The organism is Flavobacterium sp. xlx-214 (assembly GCF_013874595.1).
In the GTDB taxonomy this organism is placed as follows: Bacteria; Bacteroidota; Bacteroidia; order Flavobacteriales; family Flavobacteriaceae; genus Flavobacterium.
Genome location: NZ_CP059431.1, coordinates 1,091,766 through 1,111,493, shown reverse-complemented (window position 1 = coordinate 1,111,493; position 19,728 = coordinate 1,091,766). Strand labels below are relative to the sequence as shown.

General features: G+C 33.6%; 18 protein-coding genes. 10 read left to right on the top strand and 8 right to left on the bottom strand.

Going from position 1 to position 19,728, the window contains the following annotated elements; all coding sequences use genetic code 11:
* The first annotated feature begins 8 nt into the window (after positions 1-8).
* On the top strand, positions 9-1,319 hold the full coding sequence (locus H1R17_RS05255) for a mechanosensitive ion channel family protein (protein ID WP_163432758.1): 1,311 nt from the start codon (positions 9-11) through the stop codon (positions 1,317-1,319).
* Between the two features lie 29 nt (positions 1,320-1,348).
* Here the strand turns inward: H1R17_RS05255 and H1R17_RS05250 are convergent, their stop codons facing one another.
* Positions 1,349-3,028, bottom strand: a complete 1,680-nt coding sequence (locus H1R17_RS05250; protein WP_163432757.1) for a DUF4139 domain-containing protein — start codon at positions 3,026-3,028, stop codon at positions 1,349-1,351.
* Positions 3,029-3,146: 118 nt separating this feature from the next.
* Between H1R17_RS05250 and H1R17_RS05245 the strand changes: the two genes are divergently transcribed.
* Positions 3,147-3,809, top strand: a complete 663-nt coding sequence (locus tag H1R17_RS05245; RefSeq protein WP_163432756.1) for a hypothetical protein — start codon at positions 3,147-3,149, stop codon at positions 3,807-3,809.
* A 28-nt stretch (positions 3,810-3,837) separates the two neighbouring features.
* Here the strand turns inward: H1R17_RS05245 and radA are convergent, their stop codons facing one another.
* The 4 genes from radA to panC form a co-directional block, all read right to left on the bottom strand.
* A complete protein-coding gene (gene radA / locus H1R17_RS05240) occupies positions 3,838-5,202 on the bottom strand; it encodes a DNA repair protein RadA (RefSeq protein WP_163432755.1) in 1,365 nt (454 codons plus the stop codon).
* Positions 5,203-5,279: 77 nt separating this feature from the next.
* Complete coding sequence (locus H1R17_RS05235) at positions 5,280-6,239, bottom strand: lysylphosphatidylglycerol synthase transmembrane domain-containing protein (protein WP_163432754.1); 960 nt, start codon at positions 6,237-6,239, stop codon at positions 5,280-5,282.
* Positions 6,240-6,242: 3 nt separating this feature from the next.
* Positions 6,243-6,593 carry an aspartate 1-decarboxylase gene (panD, locus tag H1R17_RS05230; protein ID WP_163432753.1) on the bottom strand — a complete coding sequence of 117 codons (351 nt, stop codon included), beginning with the start codon at positions 6,591-6,593 and terminating at the stop codon, positions 6,243-6,245.
* A 19-nt stretch (positions 6,594-6,612) separates the two neighbouring features.
* The gene (gene panC, locus H1R17_RS05225) at positions 6,613-7,461 is read right to left on the bottom strand and encodes a pantoate--beta-alanine ligase (protein WP_163432752.1); all 849 of its coding nucleotides are present in this window, start codon (positions 7,459-7,461) and stop codon (positions 6,613-6,615) included.
* A 105-nt stretch (positions 7,462-7,566) separates the two neighbouring features.
* Here panC and H1R17_RS05220 point away from each other — a divergent pair, with 105 nt between their 5' ends.
* The 6 genes from H1R17_RS05220 to H1R17_RS05195 all read left to right on the top strand — a co-directional run bounded on the left by H1R17_RS05220 (position 7,567) and on the right by H1R17_RS05195 (position 14,472).
* A complete protein-coding gene (locus tag H1R17_RS05220; protein ID WP_163432818.1) occupies positions 7,567-8,373 on the top strand; it encodes a glycogen/starch synthase in 807 nt (268 codons plus the stop codon).
* A 13-nt stretch (positions 8,374-8,386) separates the two neighbouring features.
* A complete protein-coding gene (locus H1R17_RS05215) occupies positions 8,387-9,991 on the top strand; it encodes a DUF4270 domain-containing protein (protein ID WP_163432751.1) in 1,605 nt (534 codons plus the stop codon).
* A gap of 6 nt (positions 9,992-9,997) precedes the next feature.
* Entirely contained in the window at positions 9,998-11,845 is a 1,848-nt protein-coding gene (gene glmS / locus H1R17_RS05210; RefSeq protein WP_163432750.1) for a glutamine--fructose-6-phosphate transaminase (isomerizing), read from the top strand.
* A gap of 154 nt (positions 11,846-11,999) precedes the next feature.
* Entirely contained in the window at positions 12,000-13,511 is a 1,512-nt protein-coding gene (atpD, locus tag H1R17_RS05205) for a F0F1 ATP synthase subunit beta (RefSeq protein ID WP_163432749.1), read from the top strand.
* A gap of 19 nt (positions 13,512-13,530) precedes the next feature.
* On the top strand, positions 13,531-13,812 hold the full coding sequence (locus H1R17_RS05200) for a F0F1 ATP synthase subunit epsilon (protein WP_163432748.1): 282 nt from the start codon (positions 13,531-13,533) through the stop codon (positions 13,810-13,812).
* 48 nt (positions 13,813-13,860) lie between these two features.
* A complete protein-coding gene (locus H1R17_RS05195) occupies positions 13,861-14,472 on the top strand; it encodes a hypothetical protein (protein ID WP_163432747.1) in 612 nt (203 codons plus the stop codon).
* Positions 14,473-14,489: 17 nt separating this feature from the next.
* On the opposite strand, the gene H1R17_RS05190 is transcribed toward H1R17_RS05195, so the two are convergent.
* Together H1R17_RS05190 and H1R17_RS05185 are read right to left on the bottom strand one after the other, a co-directional pair.
* Positions 14,490-16,064 (bottom strand): S41 family peptidase, encoded by a 1,575-nt coding sequence (locus H1R17_RS05190; RefSeq protein WP_163432746.1) that lies wholly within the window; start codon positions 16,062-16,064, stop codon positions 14,490-14,492.
* Positions 16,057-16,503: a dCMP deaminase family protein gene (locus tag H1R17_RS05185; RefSeq protein WP_163432745.1), complete on the bottom strand. Its 447-nt coding sequence runs from the start codon at positions 16,501-16,503 to the stop codon at positions 16,057-16,059. Before H1R17_RS05185 ends, H1R17_RS05190 begins: the two co-directional genes overlap by 8 nt.
* A 227-nt stretch (positions 16,504-16,730) precedes the next feature.
* Here H1R17_RS05185 and H1R17_RS05180 point away from each other — a divergent pair, with 227 nt between their 5' ends.
* Entirely contained in the window at positions 16,731-17,180 is a 450-nt protein-coding gene (locus H1R17_RS05180; protein ID WP_163432744.1) for a TerB family tellurite resistance protein, read from the top strand.
* A gap of 16 nt (positions 17,181-17,196) precedes the next feature.
* Here the strand turns inward: H1R17_RS05180 and fbp are convergent, their stop codons facing one another.
* Entirely contained in the window at positions 17,197-18,192 is a 996-nt protein-coding gene (fbp, locus tag H1R17_RS05175) for a class 1 fructose-bisphosphatase (RefSeq protein WP_163432743.1), read from the bottom strand.
* Positions 18,193-18,363: 171 nt separating this feature from the next.
* On the opposite strand from fbp, the gene H1R17_RS05170 reads away from it, so the two are divergent.
* Positions 18,364-19,617, top strand: coding sequence for an aspartate kinase (locus H1R17_RS05170; protein ID WP_163432742.1), 1,254 nt, complete (start codon positions 18,364-18,366; stop codon positions 19,615-19,617).
* Positions 19,618-19,728 lie beyond the last annotated feature (111 nt).

Sequence of the window (19,728 nt, the reverse complement as noted above, 5' to 3'; positions counted from 1 at the left end):
CATACTTTATGGATTTAATAGACGATCAACTTCAAAGTCAAATATATGCGTACGGTTTAACCTTTTTTAAATCATTAGGTATAAAAACCCAAGTTGCGCATGTATTAAATTCGGTTATTTTATTACTTCTTTTAACAGTGGTTTTATACGCTATTGACTATATCTTGCGTCGCATTTTAATGCTACTAATGATTAAAACCATACGTAAAAGCAAAACCCGTATTGATGATTTTCTTATTCACAACGGCGTACTAAAATACGCCACGCACTTAGTACCAATTTTAATTGCAAGGCAAGCATTACCGTTTATATTTACAGGTTTTACAAGGTTTACCAATGCTACCCTATTAATAACCGATGTACTTTTAACCCTAACCGTTACCTTTTTAATTAACGCAGGCTTTAAAACCTTTAAAGATGTTTTAAAAACCAACAAACGTTTCACCGATAAGCCTTTAGATAGTTATTTCCAAGTAATTACCATATTGCTTTACGCCATTTGTGCTATCATTTTGTTTTCTGAAGTAACAGGTAAAGATCCCGTTGGGTTACTAACTGCATTAGGGGCAGCATCGGCCATTGTTATTTTGGTTTTTAAGGATACCATTTTAGGTTTTGTAGCCAGCATACAAGTATCATCAAACGATATGGTGCGTGTAGGCGATTGGATTGAAATGCAGAAATACGGCGCCGATGGTACTGTACTAAGTATCAACTTAAGTACCGTTAAAGTACAAAATTTTGATAAAACGGTTACCACAATACCAACTTATGCTTTAATTAGTGATTCGTTTAAGAATTATCGAACGATGCAAAAATCGGGTGGACGACGCATTAAACGTTCATTGAACATCAAAATAGGTTCAATTCGATTTCTTGAGGAAGCCGAAATACAAGATTTAAAACGAATCAAACTATTAAAATCATTTATCATTGAACGTCAGCAAGAAATTGATAATTACAATCAAACCCATGTAGACGATCCTACCATGTTGGTTAACGGTCGTAGAATGACCAATATTGGTTTGTTTCGCGAGTATATTAAACGATACTTACTAAACAACCCTAATATTCACAAGCAGTTTCATTTAATGGTACGCCACATGCAACCTACCGAACATGGCTTGCCTATTGAAGTATATGCCTTTACCAACACTGTTGATTGGCCTAAATACGAAGGTATTATGGCTGATATTTTTGATCATATACTGGCTGTGGTTCCATTCTTTCATTTAGAGATATTTGAAACACCCAGCTCAACCGATTTGCAAGAGTTTTTAATAGCACAACATAATCAAACAAAAAAGCAAGCCGATTAGCTTGCTTTTTTGTTTCATCTTAAACTTGTTTAAATCCCTAAGCTTTTATCCTTAGCCGATTTAATTTGATACCCAAATCGAATCTTCTTGGTTTCATTTTGTCTCAGGTTTACTTCCCATGATAACTTACCTTTCTCTGCATCAACAGTAGCTCCGCCTTTATCAGTTAAGGTTATTTCAATGTCGGTATTACTGCTTACAGGTACTTGATCTTCCACAGTAATGCTGATTGCTTCTTTTTTATTGTTACGGATTGATATCTCGTATACAAAATCTTGTACCTTGCGCGACGATAACGTTTTAGTACCCGATTTATCGTTAATCAACGTACGTGCCACCACAATATTTTGATCTTTACCTAAACTTAAACGCAAATCGTCTTCGTTGGCATTGGCATTTACATAGGTTTTACCCACATACATTCCTTCAAAAATCACATTAGCCTCGCCAGGTAAAATGTTGTAATCACCATAATTCTTCACTTTGGCAACCAAATACGCGTTGGTATCAAGCTTTGGTGTGGTAATATAGCTGTAAGTAGCTGGCAGTTGCGTATCTTTTAACGCCACACTGTGCTGTTTGCCATTGCTTAAAATAGTGTACGGAATATCAATATCAAATGTAATGTTTAATTGATTTTCGTTTACTTGGGTGTAATCATCCATTGTAGAAACAGCAACACCAGGTTGTCCTTGACCCGTTTGAATATTTAAACCTGGGATTTGTCCTTGCAAAGTTTGAAGCATATTTGCATTAGGTCTTCCTTCAATTGACTTAGAGGTAACACTTCTTGCAGATCTAGTCGAAACTTCCTCATGATACGTTTGTTCATAAGCCACTGGATTATAATAATCAACAAACCAAGGTTGTAGAACAGGCGCAAATGTATTTTGATTAGCTGGTCCACTGGTTAATGATAGTTTGATGTTTTTCCAATCGATACCTGTGTTTTGCTGCACTTGGGCTTTGTACAACATTTGAATCGGCTCGTTGATTTTATCAATGCGCATTTCATAGCTTGGCTGCCACGTTGCCTGATTGGTTAGGTACGAAATTTCCAATGGAATCGTTCCCTCTTGATTACTCATTACGTTTACAATCAACTTTCCTTGACTTGTTTTTTCGGAAGTAGTTTCGTTGAATGATAGTTTTCCTTTTAAAACCTCTAATTCTTCTCTTAAAGTCACCTCTTGCAACTCTAATTTGTTGATGGAATTAGAAAGTTCTGTACGCTTGGCTTTGTAGTAATCTAACAGTTTGGTTAACTCGGCAACCGAAAAGTTTTGTGCATTGCTCATCGATTGATTTTTATCCAACAACTCCACGCTTTTTCTTTCCGATGTCAATTGATTTTGAAGGGTTTTTAATTCGGCTTCTTTCTTTTTAATTTCTTCTTTAACAGGTTTTAACAAAGGCGAATCTTGATTGTTATCGTACTCTTCAACATACGCATTGGTAAACTGCACCGACATTACCGTTACATGCTTAGGCACACCAATTTGCACCGTATTTTCGTTTAAGTAATTAGCAACGTTGGTAATCACAATTTCAGATGTTCCGTTAGGTATTTGAGCGGTAGTTTTATGTTTTAACTCGGCTGCATTATTATAAACCCGCGCCGATTGTATTTGCGCTTGGGTAAACACAGGCTTTTGCGCATTTGCCGTAATGCTACACACAATAGCTACAGGAAGTAAGATGTTTTTCATAAACAATTATTTTTGAGGAATAAATTTATGCAAATTATAACAAACATCAAGCCGTTTTTAACGAAACTATAGTAATTCAAAAGCTATTTTCGCACTTTATAATCAAAACATAACATTTATGAAACAAGTAAAAAATGTAATTCTTTTTGCAAGTATTTTAGGTACAGTAAGCATTAGTCAAGCACAAGAAAAAAAATGGAACTATGGTTTTCATTTAGGAAGTGATCAATATTTTGCATCAAAACCCAAACCCAACAATCATCATTACAAACTTGAAAACACGCAAAGTTATAAAGCAGGTATTTTTGCAGAACGAAATCTTAACGAAAAAGAATCTATTTTAATTGGGTTGAACTACAATTTTTATCGTTTAAGAAGTTTTAATCAATATAAAGATTACTCCCCATTACAAGCGAGCAGCATTAACTGGTTTGCCGATTTAGATTTGCAGTACAATAGAAAAATTGGTGCTAATTTTAAATATTTTGTAGGTACTAACATTGCATTTCAACGTGGTCATAGCAATTATGCTGGGGGAGAATTAGGCAGAGAAGATATTTTTAAAACAGAAGGTAAAGCAACCGATTTTAATGTAGGCTTAAACACCGGTTTAAAATACACCATTAACCCTAATAGTAAGTTTAAAATAGAACCTTATGTATCTGTTGGCGTAAATGCCTTTAAGAAAGATAAAGAAGAGTCTGTTTTTTACCCTAACATCAAACAAGAAAATTCATTAAGTAATTTTCAAACGCGTTTTGGTGTAAACTTCAAATTCTAAAGAAAGAGGTCAACTTCTGACCTCTTTTTTAAAACAATGCACTTACCAAATCTTCTATTTTAGAGATAAGACTTACTTCAATATTTTTGGATTGATACGTAACTTTATTGTATTTGGAGATGTATATTTTAGAGAAACCCAACTTTTCGGCTTCTTGTATGCGCTGATCTACTCGGTTTACAGGACGAATTTCTCCCGAAAGGCCCACTTCACCCGCAAAACAAAAATCTTTAGAGATAGGATCATCTTCATTGGATGATAAAATAGATGCCACAACCGCCAAATCAATCGCGGGATCATCCACCGTAATACCGCCCGTAATATTCAAGAAAACGTCTTTCATACCCAAACGAAAACCGGCACGCTTTTCTAAAACAGCCAAAATCATGTTTAGGCGTTTTAAATTATATCCCGTAGCGCTTCGTTGAGGCGTTCCGTAAACAGCGGTACTTACCAAAGCTTGTACTTCAATCATTAGCGGACGCATCCCTTCTAATGTAGATGCAATTGCGGTTCCCGAAAGTTCTTCTTGGCGATTGGAAAGCAATATTTCGGATGGATTCGAAACTTCTCGTAACCCAGAACCTATCATTTCGTAAATACCTAATTCGGCAGTTGAACCAAAACGATTTTTTAAGGCACGAAGAATACGGTACACGTGGTTTCGGTCGCCTTCAAACTGCAAAACCGTATCCACCATGTGCTCCAAAATCTTAGGCCCGGCAATGTTTCCGTCTTTGGTAATGTGACCAATTAAAATAACAGGCGTTGATGTTTCTTTAGCGAATTTAATCAACTCGGCAGTGGTTTCTTTGATTTGAGAGATGCTTCCTGCCGAAGCCTCAATATAATCAGTATGAAGCGTTTGTATGGAATCAATAATTAAAATATCAGGTTCAATAGCTTCAACTTGTTTAAAGATATTTTGCGTGTTGGTTTCGGTTAAAATATAACACGAATTGTTGTTGGGATTGATACGTTCGGCACGCATTTTTATTTGTTTCTGACTTTCCTCGCCCGAAACATACAACACTTTATAAGGTAATTTTAAGGATAATTGAAGCAATAAGGTACTTTTTCCAATTCCAGGTTCACCACCTAAAAGAATCATTGACCCCGGAACAATTCCGCCACCTAAAACGCGGTTTAGTTCGTAATCTAAAGTGTTTAATCGAATTTCTTGTGTGCTGTCAATTTCATTAATCAACAAAGGTTTGGCTGCGCGTTTTGTAATGCCAGCCGAAGATTTTGTTTGCCAAGCTACTTTTTCTTCTTTCTGAATTACTTCTTCAACAATAGTATTCCATTGTTTGCAAGCGGTGCATTGCCCTAACCATTTTGAAAATTGCGTTCCGCACGAGGAACAAAAAAATGCGGTTTTTACTTTTGCCATAACAGCTTTTAGCTTTTAGCTATTTGCTTTTAGCAGTAACTAGAAACAATAGCAAATTTAGTTAACGAAGTTACAAATTATTTGGTTTTATTAACGACAGGAAGTAACAAGAACGACAAACCACCCATTACAACCACTAATAATGTTTGGGTTGTCCATAAAATCCAACCGAAAGCCGTACCAGCAGTTAAGGATATTCCGTATAACGCTAAAACTTTAGCAATCATTAACGGAAAAGCGCCAAATCCGCCATTTGTAAAACTAATAGCCAAACTACCTACCACAAAAGCAACCATAGTTACGCCTAAAGAAATATCGGATGTTTGAGGAAGTGCTTTGGTACCAAAATAGAATGTTAATACAAAACCAATCCAAATAATAAAGGTGTGAATAATAAAAGGAACGCGATGAGGCATTTTAAAAATGCTTAAAACACCTTCAACCAAACCTGCAATTTTTGTGCGAATAAAAACAAAAAGTTTCAATTGTGAAGTGTACAGTAAATACAATCCAACGGCTGCTAAAAGAGTTAATATCCCTAAAATAAGAATGAGTTTGGTAATGGGAATTTGCTCTGAAATAAAATCTATTAAATAGTTGTATTGCAAGGCAACAGTAACAATGACAAAGGCTAACAAGAAAACCAAATCAATGATTCGTTCGGCTATAATGGTTCCAAAACCTTTATCAAAAGGAATTTTATCGTATTTCTGAAGCACGGCTGCACGCGATAATTCGCCTGAACGTGGAATGGTTAAATTTAAAAGATAGCCTACCGAAATAGCCATAAAATTATTCCAAAAAGTAGATGGATATCCTAAATACAACAAACTATATTTCCAACGATAAGCACGTGAAGCGTGACTTACCTTCATAAACACCAATGAAAGAAACAGATAAAAATAATTTACATCTTTAAAATAACTTCTCATTTCGTTTAGTTGCTCAGCTGTAAACTGATTATACGCATAATAAACGAAAAAAACTCCCAACAAAAGTGGGAGTATAATATTTAGTATCTTTTTGAATAATTTCAAGTACTATTTTAAAGAATTGTCGTTCTCATTTGGGAAAATAACCCAAGGTTTAAACGTTTTAGCTTCTTCAAAATCCATTAAAGCGTAGGTAATTACAATAATAATATCGTCTTTATGAACCTTGCGAGCCGCAGGACCATTTAATGTAATAACACCCGAGTTTTTAGGACCTGGAATGGCATAGGTTTCAAAACGTTCCCCATTGTTAATATTTACAATAGATACTTTTTCACCTTCGATAATATTAGCAGCTTCCATTAAAGCTACATCAATTGTAATACTACCAATATAATTTAAATCGGCACCTGTTACTTTAACACGGTGGATTTTTGATTTTAAAACTTCAATTTGCATAAGGCAAAGTTATAAAAATTTAATTTAATGCAATGTTATCAATTAATCGAACTCCTTCGATATGCGCTACTAAAAAACCACGATACTTTTTACCAGCTTCTTTTGTGGTTGCTGCTTTTAATGTTTCTTCATCAGCAATTACAAAATACTCTAATTGAAACGCTTGATGGTTTTTAATTTCGCTTTCCACGTATTCAATTACTTGGCCAATTTCCGAATTTGCAAACAAATCCTTGGCATTTTGCAATGTTCTATTTAAAAAAGTGGCTTGTTCTTTGGCTTTTTCGCTTAAACGTTCGTTGCGAGAACTCATCGCCAAACCATCATTTTGGCGGTGAATGGGACAACCCACAATCTCGATATTCATTTTTGCTTTTTGTACCATTTTGCGAATGATTTGCAATTGCTGAAAATCCTTTTCGCCAAAATACGCTTTGTTAGGCGCAACAATTTCAAATAACTTTTTCACAATAGTTCCTACTCCATCAAAATGTCCAGGGCGATTTGCACCTTCCATTTCGTTTTCTAAACCATCGTAATCAAATTTTTTGGCAATGGTATTTCCTTCATAAATATCATCAACACTTGGTGCGTAAACAATAATTTTATCAGAAAGTGCTTCAACCAAAGCTACATCTCTTTCTAATGTTCTTGGATATTTCTCTAAATCATCGGCGTTGTTAAATTGTGTAGGATTTACAAAAATACTCATCACTACAACATCATTTTCGTCTAACGCTTGTTGTAATAATGATAAGTGTCCGTTGTGTATTGCGCCCATAGTAGGGACAAATCCAATGGTTTGCGCAGCTGTTTTAACTAACTCTAAGTGCTGTTTTAACTGACTTTGCGCATGAAATATATTCATGATTTTAAAAGTTTAATGAGGGCAAAATTACTACTTTACTTAATAATGTCGACAATTTTTTGTAATTTTGCTTTTTAAAATTGATTTTAATTTAATTATTACATGATGAGAGATAAGAGGATATTATATGTATCATCTGAAGTAGTGCCTTATTTACCTGAAAATGAAGTTTCTCAAGCTTCGTTTGACACTCCAAAAATGATTAATGATTTAGGTGGGCAAATTCGTATTTTTATGCCAAGATACGGTTGCATTAATGAAAGAAGACATCAATTACACGAAGTTATTAGGTTATCGGGTATGAACTTGGTTATCAATGACATGGATATGCCCTTAATCATCAAAGTTGCTTCTATTCCTAAGGAAAGAATTCAAGTATATTTTATTGACAATGACGAGTATTTCAAAAGAAAAGGAACTTTTTTTAACGAAGACGATAATCAATTGTTTGATGATAATGATGAGCGCGCTATATTCTTTGTAAAAGGTGTGGTTGAAACCATTAAGAAATTAAATTGGATACCAGATGTAATTCACGTTCAGGGTTGGATGGCTTCGTTATTGCCACTTTACATGAAAAAATATTATAATGACGAGTCGATTTTTGCCGATACTAAAATTGTAACGTCTGTTTTTTCTGACGGTTTTGATGATGTATTATCGCCAAATATGTTTGATAAAGTTGCTTTTGATGAGTTTGATGCTTCAGACATCAACGCTTTAAAAGAGGCAACATACAATAACATCATGAAAAACGCCATTGACCACTCGGATGGTATTGTTATTTCTTCAAAAGAAATCTCTGAAGATTTAACAAATTATATACAAAGTTCGAACAAACCTTTCTTACCTTTCGACGCGAAAGATAAAATGAATGAATTTTATCCAGAATTTTATCTAAACAAGGTTTAATTAAAAACAATTTATGAGAAGAAAATCAATAGCCAAAGCATTATTATTTTCGGTTTTAACTTTTTCAGTACTTTCTTGTGAACAAGATTTTACAGAAATGGGCTCTGAAATTATTGATAGTGACCAATTTGGTTTTGACAAGTATACGGTTGAAAATATTGATGTTGTTAATAGTGAAACTGGTATTGCCAACACCCGCAATTTACCAATAAACAACTTTGGTATTTACACGCACAATGCCTTTGGAAAAACAAGCGCACATTTTGTTACACAAATAGAAATGCCTGAGGGCACTAATTTAAACACCATTGGTAACAACCCTGTTTTAGATTCAGTTTATGTGTACATTCCGTTTACAAGTAAAGTTGGTTCTACAGATTCTGACGGAAACAAATCCTACAATGTATCAAACGTTTACGGAAAAGGCAAGTTTACTTTAAATGTTTATGAAAACGGATATTTCCTAAGAACTGCTGATCCAAACAATAGTTTTGAAACTCAGTTTTATTATGCAGATGAAAAGAAAGTTTTTGATCAGTATAAAAAAGGATTAAATGGTACAGACCGTTTAAATAATTCTCAAAACACTTCTCAAAATACAGCTTTTGAATTCAACAAAAGCGAAATTAAATTGTATGCCTACAATGCTGATGGCACACCACAAAATGATGAAAATAACAAACCAAAGGTCAAAGAGCGTTTAGCACCTGGTGTTTGGTTAGATTTAGACAAAGCATACTTTCAATCAAAGTTTTTTGCAAACAACAAATACAAATCAATACCTAACAATGGTGCTTTAAAAGAATATTTTAGAGGTCTTTACTTTGAAGCTGTTGATTCTTACAATCAAAACGCTTTAGCACAATTAGATTTAACTAAAGGTAAAGTTGTTTTTGTGTACAAACAAGATGGAGCTGTTGATAGCGCAACCAATACACCAAAACGTGAACGCAAAACATTTGAGTTTAATATTGGTTATGAAAACTCTAGCGAACCTAAAGCAACTGCAACAACTGTAAATTTATTAGAGAACAATTTTGTTTTAGACAATAATTCTGCTGGTAATGTTTGGTTAAAAGGTGGTGGCAATGGTTCTCATGCAGCTATTTCGCTTTTTGGTAAAGATGCAGATAATAATGGCAAAGCTGATGAATTAGAAACCATTATTAAAAACAACTGGTTAGTTAATCAAGCTGTTTTAATTTTGTATGTTGACAAATCTACTTTAGGAAATGATACTTTGGCATACCCAAATCGTTTGTATTTGTACGATTTCAAAAACAACAAAATAATTTCTGATTATGCTGCTGATAACACAACAGGCAAAACAACATACAATGGTATTTTAACTAAAAACGATACTTCTGTTTTTAAATATCAGTTCAAAATCACTAATTACTTAAGCAATCTTATCCAAAAAGATTCTACCAATGTATCTTTAGGTTTGGTTGTTGCTAACGATATTACAAACGTAATTATGAATCCTCTTAAAGGATCAGATAAAAAAACACCTTTAACATCAACCATGAATCCTTTTGGAACTGTTATCTACGGACCTAACGCTTCTAATAAAGATTTAAGGATGAAATTAGAAATTTATTACACCAAAGAAAATTAATAATTTATGTGTGGAATTGTAGGTTATATTGGACCAAGAGAAGCGTATCCAATTATTATTAAAGGATTAACACGCTTAGAATATAGAGGATATGACAGTGCTGGTTTGGCATTGTACGATGGTGAGAAATTCATCTCAAGCAAAACAAAAGGTAAAGTTTCTGATTTAGAAGCTCGTGCACAAGCAGAAAACACAACTAAAGGATCAATGGGTATTGGGCATACACGCTGGGCTACACATGGTGTACCAAATGATGTAAACTCTCATCCACACTTTTCAAATTCAGGTGAATTAGTAATTATTCACAACGGAATTATTGAAAACTATGAGCCTTTAAAACAAGAATTAATTAAAAGAGGATACACCTTTAAGTCGGATACCGATACAGAAGTTTTGGTAAATTTGATTGAAGATGTTCAGAAAAATAAAGGTTTAAAATTAGGAAAAGCAGTTCAAGTTGCCTTAAATCAAGTGGTAGGTGCTTATGCAATTTGCGTAATGGATATTAAAAAACCTAACGAGATTATTGCAGCACGTTTAGGATCGCCTTTGGCAATAGGTGTTGGCGAAGGTGAATACTTCGTAGCTTCTGATGCTTCTCCTTTTATTGAGTATACCAATAATGCTATTTATTTAGAAGATGAAGAAATGGCTATTATTCGTTTACACAAGCCTATTAAAATTCGTAAAATCAAGTCGGATAATGAAGTAAGTCCGTATGTTCAAGAGTTACAATTAAACTTAGAACAAATCGAAAAAGGCGGATACGATCATTTCATGTTAAAAGAAATTTACGAGCAACCACAAGTTATTCGTGATACATTCCGCGGACGTTTACATTCAGACCAAGGTTTGATTAAAATGGCAGGAATTGAAGATAATTTAGACAAATTCATCAATGCAAAACGCATTATTATTGCAGCTTGTGGTACTTCATGGCACGCAGGTTTAGTTGCAGAATACATGATTGAAGAGTTTGCTAGAATTCCTGTTGAAGTAGAATATGCATCAGAATTCCGTTATAGAAACCCAATCATCAATGAAGACGATGTAGTAATTGCTATTTCGCAATCAGGTGAAACTGCCGATACTTTAGCAGCTATTAAATTAGCGAAAGAAAAAGGAGCTTTTGTATTTGGAGTTTGTAACGTAGTTGGTTCATCAATTGCACGTGAAACACATGCAGGTGCTTATACACACGCAGGTCCAGAAATTGGTGTAGCATCAACCAAAGCATTCACAACACAAATTACGGTGTTGGCTTTATTGGCTTTACGTTTGGCAAAAGCAAAAGGAACCATGTCTCAGTCTGATTATTTAAGAAATTTAATTGAATTAGAGTTGATTCCTGAAAAAGTAGAAGAATCTTTAAAAGAAAACGATGCTATTTTAGAAATTGCTAAAATTTACAAAGATGCACCTAACTGTTTATTTTTAGGAAGAGGATTTAATTTCCCTGTTGCACTAGAAGGCGCATTAAAACTAAAAGAGATTTCATACATACACGCTGAAGGATATCCTGCTGCCGAAATGAAACACGGCCCAATCGCTTTAATTGACGAAAACATGCCGGTTATTGTAATTGCGCCTCAGCAAAATCATTATGATAAAGTGGTAAGTAACATTCAAGAAATTAAAGCACGTAGCGGAAAAATCATTGCATTGGTTTCAAAAGGTGATGTTCAAGTAAAAGCATTAGCAGATCACGTAATTGAAATGCCTTCATCAACAGAGGCATTAACATCAATCATTGCAACCATTCCATTGCAATTATTATCGTACCATGTTGCTGTTTTAAGGGGAACTAACGTAGATCAACCAAGGAATTTAGCAAAATCGGTTACCGTAGAATAATATAAAAATGGACGAGTTTTTAAACACTCGTCTTTTTTTGTGTAAAATATTAATAAAGGCACTATTATTATTTCCAAAAAAAAACTATCTTTGCACATCGAAAAAAGTGGTTTTTTCGCAATTGATAATTAGCTGTTAAATAAATACATAAGCAATGTCTAAAGTTACAGGAAAAGTTGCACAAGTTATCGGACCCGTTGTAGACGTAGTATTCAACACTACTTCTGCTTCATTACCGAAAATTTATGATTCATTAGAAATTACTAAAGCAGATGGATCAAAATTAGTATTAGAAGTTCAATCGCACATTGGTGAGGATACTGTACGTACCATTTCTATGGACTCTACAGACGGATTAAGCCGTGGAACTGAAGTTATTTCTTTAGGTTCTCCTATTCAAATGCCTATTGGTAAAGAAGTTTTCGGACGTTTATTCAACGTTGTTGGTGAGCCAATTGATGGCTTAGAAGCTTTACCAAAAACGGGTGAGAACGGTTTACCAATTCACCGTCCTGCTCCAAAATTCGAAGATTTATCTACATCTTCTGAAGTTTTATTTACAGGTATCAAAGTAATCGATTTAATTGAGCCTTATGCAAAAGGTGGTAAAATTGGTTTATTTGGTGGTGCCGGTGTAGGTAAAACCGTATTAATTCAAGAGTTAATTAACAACATTGCAAAAGGTCACGGAGGTTTATCTGTATTTGCTGGTGTTGGTGAGCGTACTCGTGAAGGAAACGATTTATTACGTGAGATGTTAGAATCTGGTATTATTAAATATGGTGATGATTTCATGCACTCTATGGAAAATGGAGGATGGGATTTAACTAAAGTTGATAAAGCTGGAATGATTGATTCTAAAGCAACTTTCGTATTTGGACAAATGAATGAACCACCTGGTGCACGTGCACGTGTAGCTTTATCTGGTTTAACAATTGCTGAATATTTCCGTGACGGAGCTGGTGATGGACAAGGAAAAGACGTACTTTTCTTCGTTGATAACATCTTCCGTTTTACACAAGCTGGTTCTGAGGTATCTGCCTTATTAGGTCGTATGCCATCTGCAGTAGGTTACCAACCTACATTAGCAACAGAAATGGGTGCAATGCAAGAGCGTATTACATCTACAAAAACAGGTTCTATTACATCTGTACAAGCGGTTTACGTACCTGCGGATGACTTAACAGACCCTGCACCTGCTACAACATTTGCTCACTTAGACGCAACAACTGTATTGTCTCGTAAAATTTCTGAATTAGGTATTTATCCAGCGGTAGATCCATTAGATTCTACTTCACGTATCTTAACACCAGAAATCTTAGGAAAAGAGCATTATGCTTGTGCACAACGTGTAAAAATGATCTTACAAAAATATAAAGAGTTACAAGATATTATTGCGATTTTGGGTATGGAAGAATTATCTGAGCAAGATAAATTAGCCGTTCACCGCGCACGTCGTGTACAACGTTTCTTATCACAACCTTTCCACGTAGCTGAACAGTTTACAGGTATACCAGGAGTTTTGGTTGATATTAAAGAAACAATCAAAGGTTTTAACATGATTATGGATGGTGAATTAGATCATTTACCAGAAGCTGCTTTCAACTTAAAAGGTTCTATTGAAGATGCTATTGAAGCAGGTCAAAAAATGTTAGCTGAATCATAATTATTAAAAAATCTGTCTTATGATTTTAGAAATTGTTTCTCCTGAAGCGATACTTTTTAACGGACAAGTAACTGCGGTTTCTGTTCCTGGTATCAACGGAGAGTTTCAAATGTTAAACAACCACGCACCAATTGTTTCTTTGTTAACTGAAGGAAGAATTAAAATTGCGGGTACTAATTTACAATTTGATCCTCAGTTTGAAGATCGTTTTGAGAAAATAGATAATAACACTTATTATTTACCTATCAAATCGGGTACTTTAGAACTAAAAGATAATAAGATTAACATCTTAGCCAATTAATAAAAAACCAGCTTTATAAGCTGGTTTTTTTTATATTTAGTAAAAAATATGACAGTTAGTATAATAGCACTGAAAGGAAATTACTTAAAATATCTCTCTACCATTTTTGAATCTTTTGATTATCTAGATACTAATGAAAATGTTTCTTTTAATAATGCTCTAGATTTAAACAATTATCTTTGGGAAAACTACATTGAATTTTCAAAAAAAGATTTGTCACTAAAAGGCGTTTGGTTTTGCGATGATTACACAATAATTTGTGACCCTGAAATGATTGATTCTACAAATGAAGAAACACTCTTACAAATATCAAACACGCTAAATACTGAGGTTTTTTCCTTTATCATACAAACAACATCTGCAACTTTTGGGTACGCTAAATTTCATCAAAATATACAACGTATTTTTTATATGAGTGATGGGATAATAATTAAAAACGAAGGAACTCCATTAACCGAAGAAACATCTGTAAATATCTCTGAAAAAATATTTATTGACGATATTTTAAACTTATCTAAAAAATTCGGAATCGATCTTGAAGGATATAATAGCAATCATTTTATAGCAAAATCACTCACTTATAATGATAAACTTACACAAGAACTAAAAGAATTTGAAACATCTACTAATAAAACAAAACCTTGGTGGAAGATTTGGTAAAAAACAAACGCTTTAAATTACTTTAAAGCGTTTGTTTTTTGTATCATAGGATCTTGTTGTAAAATCCAATGGTAATAAGCATTATCATCGTATAACTGATGCATATATTCTGCTACCAAATAAAACATAATATTATCCTTGTGACGATCTAAATTAAAGGTCAAACCACTTTTCTTTAAATGCGTTTTTAAATCGTTAAAATACTTTGGATTCTTGTAAATCAATTCAGCCAATTGAGTTGGCGATAATCGTTGTAAATAATCACGCTCCGTTTCAATCTCCTCAAAAACATAATAACTCACCAAACTAGTTTTCATTAACAACTGTATAGCATCTTCACCATGTTTGTTTTTTAAAGGCACAAACACATCTGGCACAATACCACCACCACCAAAAACAACACGTCCGCCAGTTGTTTTAAATTTAAGACTATCGGCTAAATGAATACTATCTTTAGAATACAACTCGCCCGATTCAAAACGTTTGTTTAAATCGTTGTTATATTCATCTATTCCTTGCTGATATGGTTTTTGGATTGATCTACCCGAAGGCGTATAATAACGCGCTGTAGTTAAACGTACAGCAGAACCATCGCCTAAATACATTTCACGTTGCACCAAGCCTTTTCCGTATGAACGGCGACCAATGATGGTGCCACGATCGTTATCTTGAATGGCACCTGCAATAATTTCACTTGCCGATGCTGAATTTTCATTAATTAAAACAAAAAGCTTTTTATCAGTAAACAATCCTTTGTTAGATGCTTTGGTAACTTTTACGTTCCCTTTTTTATTAACGGTTTTTACAATAACATCGCCTCCATTTAAGAAATCATCAGCAATTTGTATAGCTGGCTCCATATAACCACCACCGTTTTCACGTAAATCTAACACCAATTCTGAAACACCTTGCTTCAACAAACTTTCTAAACCAGCTTTAAACTCGGCATACGTAGTTTCGGCAAAGCGATTGATTTTAATATAACCGCGTTTATTATCAATTTTAATGGCAACATCAACACTTTTCAAAGGCACTTCGCCACGTGTTATTTGAACATCAAAAATTTTATTAGTCGATTTACGATAAACTTTCAATAATGCCTTAGAACCCGCATTACCTTTTAAAAGATTGATGATAGAATCGTTAGAGAAACCTTGGTTATACAACTGTACTTTTTCTGCATATAAAATACGATCTCCTGCTTTTAATCCTGCTTTATCAGACGGACCGCCCGGCAAAGGTTTTACAACAGCCAAAGTATCGTTTAAAACATAGTAATTGATGCCAATACCAACAAACGAACCTTTCATTACGTTTTGCACCTCATCAAATTCTGATTTTGAAATATAAGTAGAATGCGGATCTAATTGAGCCAAGATGTTATTTACCGTCATATCTATAATAGAATCGGTATTTACGTTATCAACGTATTCTTGTTCAATTAAATCGATTAATTTATTTAATTTAACACGTCCGGTATCTTCTTTAACAGAAAAAGGAGTTCCGTTTTTAGTAAAAAAACCTCCTAAAACAATACCAACAGCTAATGACCCTGTAGTTAATAAAGGCCATAAATAATTTTTTTTACTCATACAACAAAGAGCTTAAATCCTCAATCTGAATCACTTCTACCCCAGCTCTCTTTAAAAAATCAATACCAGCTAAATCTTTATAACCATTTTGATAAACAACCCGTACAATACCCGATTGATGTATTAATTTACTACAATCTTTACAAGGACTCATGGTGATGTAAAGTGTTGCACCGTCACAAGACTGTGTAGATCTAGCTACTTTTAAAATAGCATTAGCCTCTGCATGCAATACATACCATTTAGTTGTACCTTCTTCATCTTCGCAACAATTTTCAAACCCCGATGGTGTTCCGTTATATCCATCAGAAATAATCATCTTATCTTTTACGATAATGGCACCAACTTTTTTGCGCTGACAGTATGATAATTGCCCCCACTCTTTTGCAATGCGTAGGTAAGCTTTATCGTATTTCTGCAGCTTATTAAGGTTTTTCATAAAGTTGAAAAAACAAAAAAATTATATATTTTTTAACACAAAATAGTAGTGCAAAAGTACGTAAAAGAAACACAACGCAAAACTTTTAAAGCAATATATTTCAGCTAAAAACGAATTGTTTTTAAAAATTAATCTACATTAATTAATTCTAAATATTTAGCCAAATATTTTCATTAATATTATTTTTACGTTAAATTTAACCTGATTAACACCTAAAAAAGTTTATTATGTTATATCAAGATATATATGATTCTGGTTTTAAAGACCGAAACAAAGGGCACTTTGCATCTATTGTAAGAGTAGCCTATAATGATGGTGAATATACCGAAACGGAACGTTGTTTTATTGATGCCTTAGCCAATAAATTAGATATTAGCGAAGAAGATTACAAAGCTATTTTAAAAAACCCTAATGGTTACCCAGTAAACCCGCCGTACTTGCAAGAACAACGTATTGAGCGCTTGTATGATTTAGCTCGTATGGTTTTTATTAATCATATCTTAGGGCCTGAACAAAAATCTACATTACGAAAATTTACCTCAGCCTTAGGTTTTGCAGGCAACATTCAACTAATTACCGATAAAGCGTTGAGTTTATTAGTAATGGAATATAATTTAGATGATTTTAAAGAAGAAATGGATGTTTACATAAAAGCAATCAACAAAAAAGCGAGTTAATAACTCGCTTTTTTGTTTATAGATAACTTTCTAAAGTATCAACCATATTTTTACTTCCACAAAAAATAGGCACTCGTTGATGCAATTCAGTTGGCTCAATTTCAAGAATTCTAGTTTTACCATCGGTTGCTTTACCACCAGCTTGTTCTATAATCATTGCAAACGGATTGCACTCATACAACAATCGTAATTTACCATTAGGTTTTGATACCGTTCCTGGGTACATATAAATACCACCTTTTAAAAGATTTCTGTGCACATCGGCAACCAAACTACCAATATATCTGCCACTGTACGGTTTTTTAGATGCATCATCTTTACAAAAATCAATATACTTTTTTACACCATCGGCAAATTGCTTATAGTTTCCTTCGTTTACAGAAAAAATCTCTCCATCTTCCTTAATTTTCATATCAGGATGCGATAAAAAGAAGGTTCCTAAAGCTGGATCTAATGTAAAACCATTTACTCCGTTACCTGTTGTATACACCAACATGGTTGACGATCCGTAAATTACATAACCTGCCGCTACTTGATGAACACCTTTTTGTAAAAAATCGGCTTGCGTTACAGGCGTTCCTGTTTCAGAAACTCTTCTGTAGATCGAAAAAATGGTTCCTACAGAAACATTTACATCAATGTTTGAAGACCCATCCAACGGATCCATCAAAACCACATATTTATTTGTATTACAATTATTTGCACCAGAAATGGTAATAAAATCATCGTTTTCTTCAGATCCAATTCCACAAACAATTTCTCTATTTGTTAAGGTTTGTATGAAAACATCGTTGGCAAAAACATCTAACTTTTGTTGTTGTTCTCCTTGAATGTTTTCTTTGCCAAAAGCACCCGTAATATCAACCAAACCAGCTTGATTTACTTTTTGACTCACAATTTTTGCTGCCAAACGAATTGAATTCATCAAACGAGATAACTCTCCAGATGAATACGGAAAATCACTCTGCTTTTTAATAATAAACTCACCTAAAGTAATAAATCTTTCTTCCATTTTTGTGTTGTTGTAAAAGTGTTACAAATATCGGTAAAATGTGCGTGAAAATAAGTTTCTTTTTCGTTTTTTAAAAACTTGGTATTGTATAAAACAATTGCTTCCTTATTTTTGCACAAACAAACAAAACAATTTTTATTAATTATGAACTTAATGTACTATTAAAGCAAAATGAAAGTATTTAAATTTGGAGGTGCGTCGATTAAAGATCCGCAAGCAATTCGCAACGTTTTCAACGTTTTACAAACCGTAGGTTACAACAACAGTTTAATTATTGCATCGGCAATGGGCAAAACAACAAACGCCTTAGAAGATGTTGTAAACGCTTATTTTAAGAAACCCGAAGAGCTGAAGAACGCCATTCAAATTATAAAGAACTATCATTTAGATATTACAAATGATTTGTTTGAAAATAAAAATCACTTAGTTTTTGATAAGATAAATGTTTTGTTTGGCGAAATGGAATTTTTCCTTAGCATTAACAAATCGCCCAATTATAACTTTGTGTACGATCAAATTGTATCGTATGGCGAAATTTTATCAACCACTATTTTAAGTTATTTCTTTAACGATCAATCTATTGAAAATGTTTGGATTGATGCTAGAAATTTAATTAAAACCGACACAACGTACCGCGATGGTATGGTTGATTGGCAAGCTACAGAGCAAAATATCAAGAATCAATTACAAGGTCAAAAATTATACATAACACAAGGGTTTATAGGATCAGATCCTAATCATTTTTCGGTAACATTAGGTAGAGAAGGTTCTGATTATTCTGCAGCTATTTTTGCATATTGTTTAGATGCCGAAAGCGTAACTATTTGGAAAGATGTACCGGGCGTTTTAAATGCCGATCCACGTTATTTTGAAGATACGGTACTTTTAAATCATATTTCGTATCATGAAGCTATTGAGTTGGCTTTTTACGGTGCATCGGTTATTCATCCAAAAACATTACAACCGTTACAACGCAAAGAAATTCCGTTGTATGTAAAATCGTTTGTTAACCCAACGTTACCAGGAACGGCTGTTTCAAAGGGAGTTGATTTAGACCCAGCAACATCGTGTTTTATTGTAAAGAAAAATCAATTATTGGTTTCTATTTCTTCAAAAGATTTCTCTTTTATTATGGAACATCAAGTAAGCGATATTTTTAAAACCTTTGCAGAACAACACATCAAAGTAAACGTTATTCAAAACTCGGCAATTAGTTTTACAGTTTGTGTGGAAGATAAATTTGGCAATTTTGAAACCATTTTAAACGATCTTTCAAACAATTTCAATGTTACCTATAATGAAGATGTTTCCTTATATACCATTCGTCATTTTACCGATGAAGCTGCTCAGAAAGTTTTAACCAACCAAACGGTTTTATTAAAACAAATTAACCGCGAAACCATGCAAATTGTAACAAAAGAATAAATTTTAAGTCACTCAATATGAGTGACTTTTGTTTTTAATCTACAAAAAACACATTTTAACATAATTTTTGGTATGTTTTTTGGCTTGCACCAATCAAATCTAAAAACAATC

Coding starts and splice junctions, on each gene's coding strand:
- H1R17_RS05200 (WP_163432748.1), top strand. CDS start 13,531: ATGATTTTAGAAATTGTTTCTCCTGAAGCGATACTTTTTAACGGACAA.
- H1R17_RS05170 (WP_163432742.1), top strand. CDS start 18,364: ATGAAAGTATTTAAATTTGGAGGTGCGTCGATTAAAGATCCGCAAGCA.
- glmS (WP_163432750.1), top strand. CDS start 9,998: ATGTGTGGAATTGTAGGTTATATTGGACCAAGAGAAGCGTATCCAATT.
- H1R17_RS05215 (WP_163432751.1), top strand. CDS start 8,387: ATGAGAAGAAAATCAATAGCCAAAGCATTATTATTTTCGGTTTTAACT.
- H1R17_RS05185 (WP_163432745.1), bottom strand. CDS start 16,503: ATGAAAAACCTTAATAAGCTGCAGAAATACGATAAAGCTTACCTACGC.
- atpD (WP_163432749.1), top strand. CDS start 12,000: ATGTCTAAAGTTACAGGAAAAGTTGCACAAGTTATCGGACCCGTTGTA.
- fbp (WP_163432743.1), bottom strand. CDS start 18,192: ATGGAAGAAAGATTTATTACTTTAGGTGAGTTTATTATTAAAAAGCAG.
- H1R17_RS05195 (WP_163432747.1), top strand. CDS start 13,861: ATGACAGTTAGTATAATAGCACTGAAAGGAAATTACTTAAAATATCTC.
- panD (WP_163432753.1), bottom strand. CDS start 6,593: ATGCAAATTGAAGTTTTAAAATCAAAAATCCACCGTGTTAAAGTAACA.
- H1R17_RS05190 (WP_163432746.1), bottom strand. CDS start 16,064: ATGAGTAAAAAAAATTATTTATGGCCTTTATTAACTACAGGGTCATTA.
- H1R17_RS05220 (WP_163432818.1), top strand. CDS start 7,567: ATGAGAGATAAGAGGATATTATATGTATCATCTGAAGTAGTGCCTTAT.
- radA (WP_163432755.1), bottom strand. CDS start 5,202: ATGGCAAAAGTAAAAACCGCATTTTTTTGTTCCTCGTGCGGAACGCAA.
- H1R17_RS05255 (WP_163432758.1), top strand. CDS start 9: ATGGATTTAATAGACGATCAACTTCAAAGTCAAATATATGCGTACGGT.
- H1R17_RS05180 (WP_163432744.1), top strand. CDS start 16,731: ATGTTATATCAAGATATATATGATTCTGGTTTTAAAGACCGAAACAAA.
- panC (WP_163432752.1), bottom strand. CDS start 7,461: ATGAATATATTTCATGCGCAAAGTCAGTTAAAACAGCACTTAGAGTTA.
- H1R17_RS05250 (WP_163432757.1), bottom strand. CDS start 3,028: ATGAAAAACATCTTACTTCCTGTAGCTATTGTGTGTAGCATTACGGCA.
- H1R17_RS05245 (WP_163432756.1), top strand. CDS start 3,147: ATGAAACAAGTAAAAAATGTAATTCTTTTTGCAAGTATTTTAGGTACA.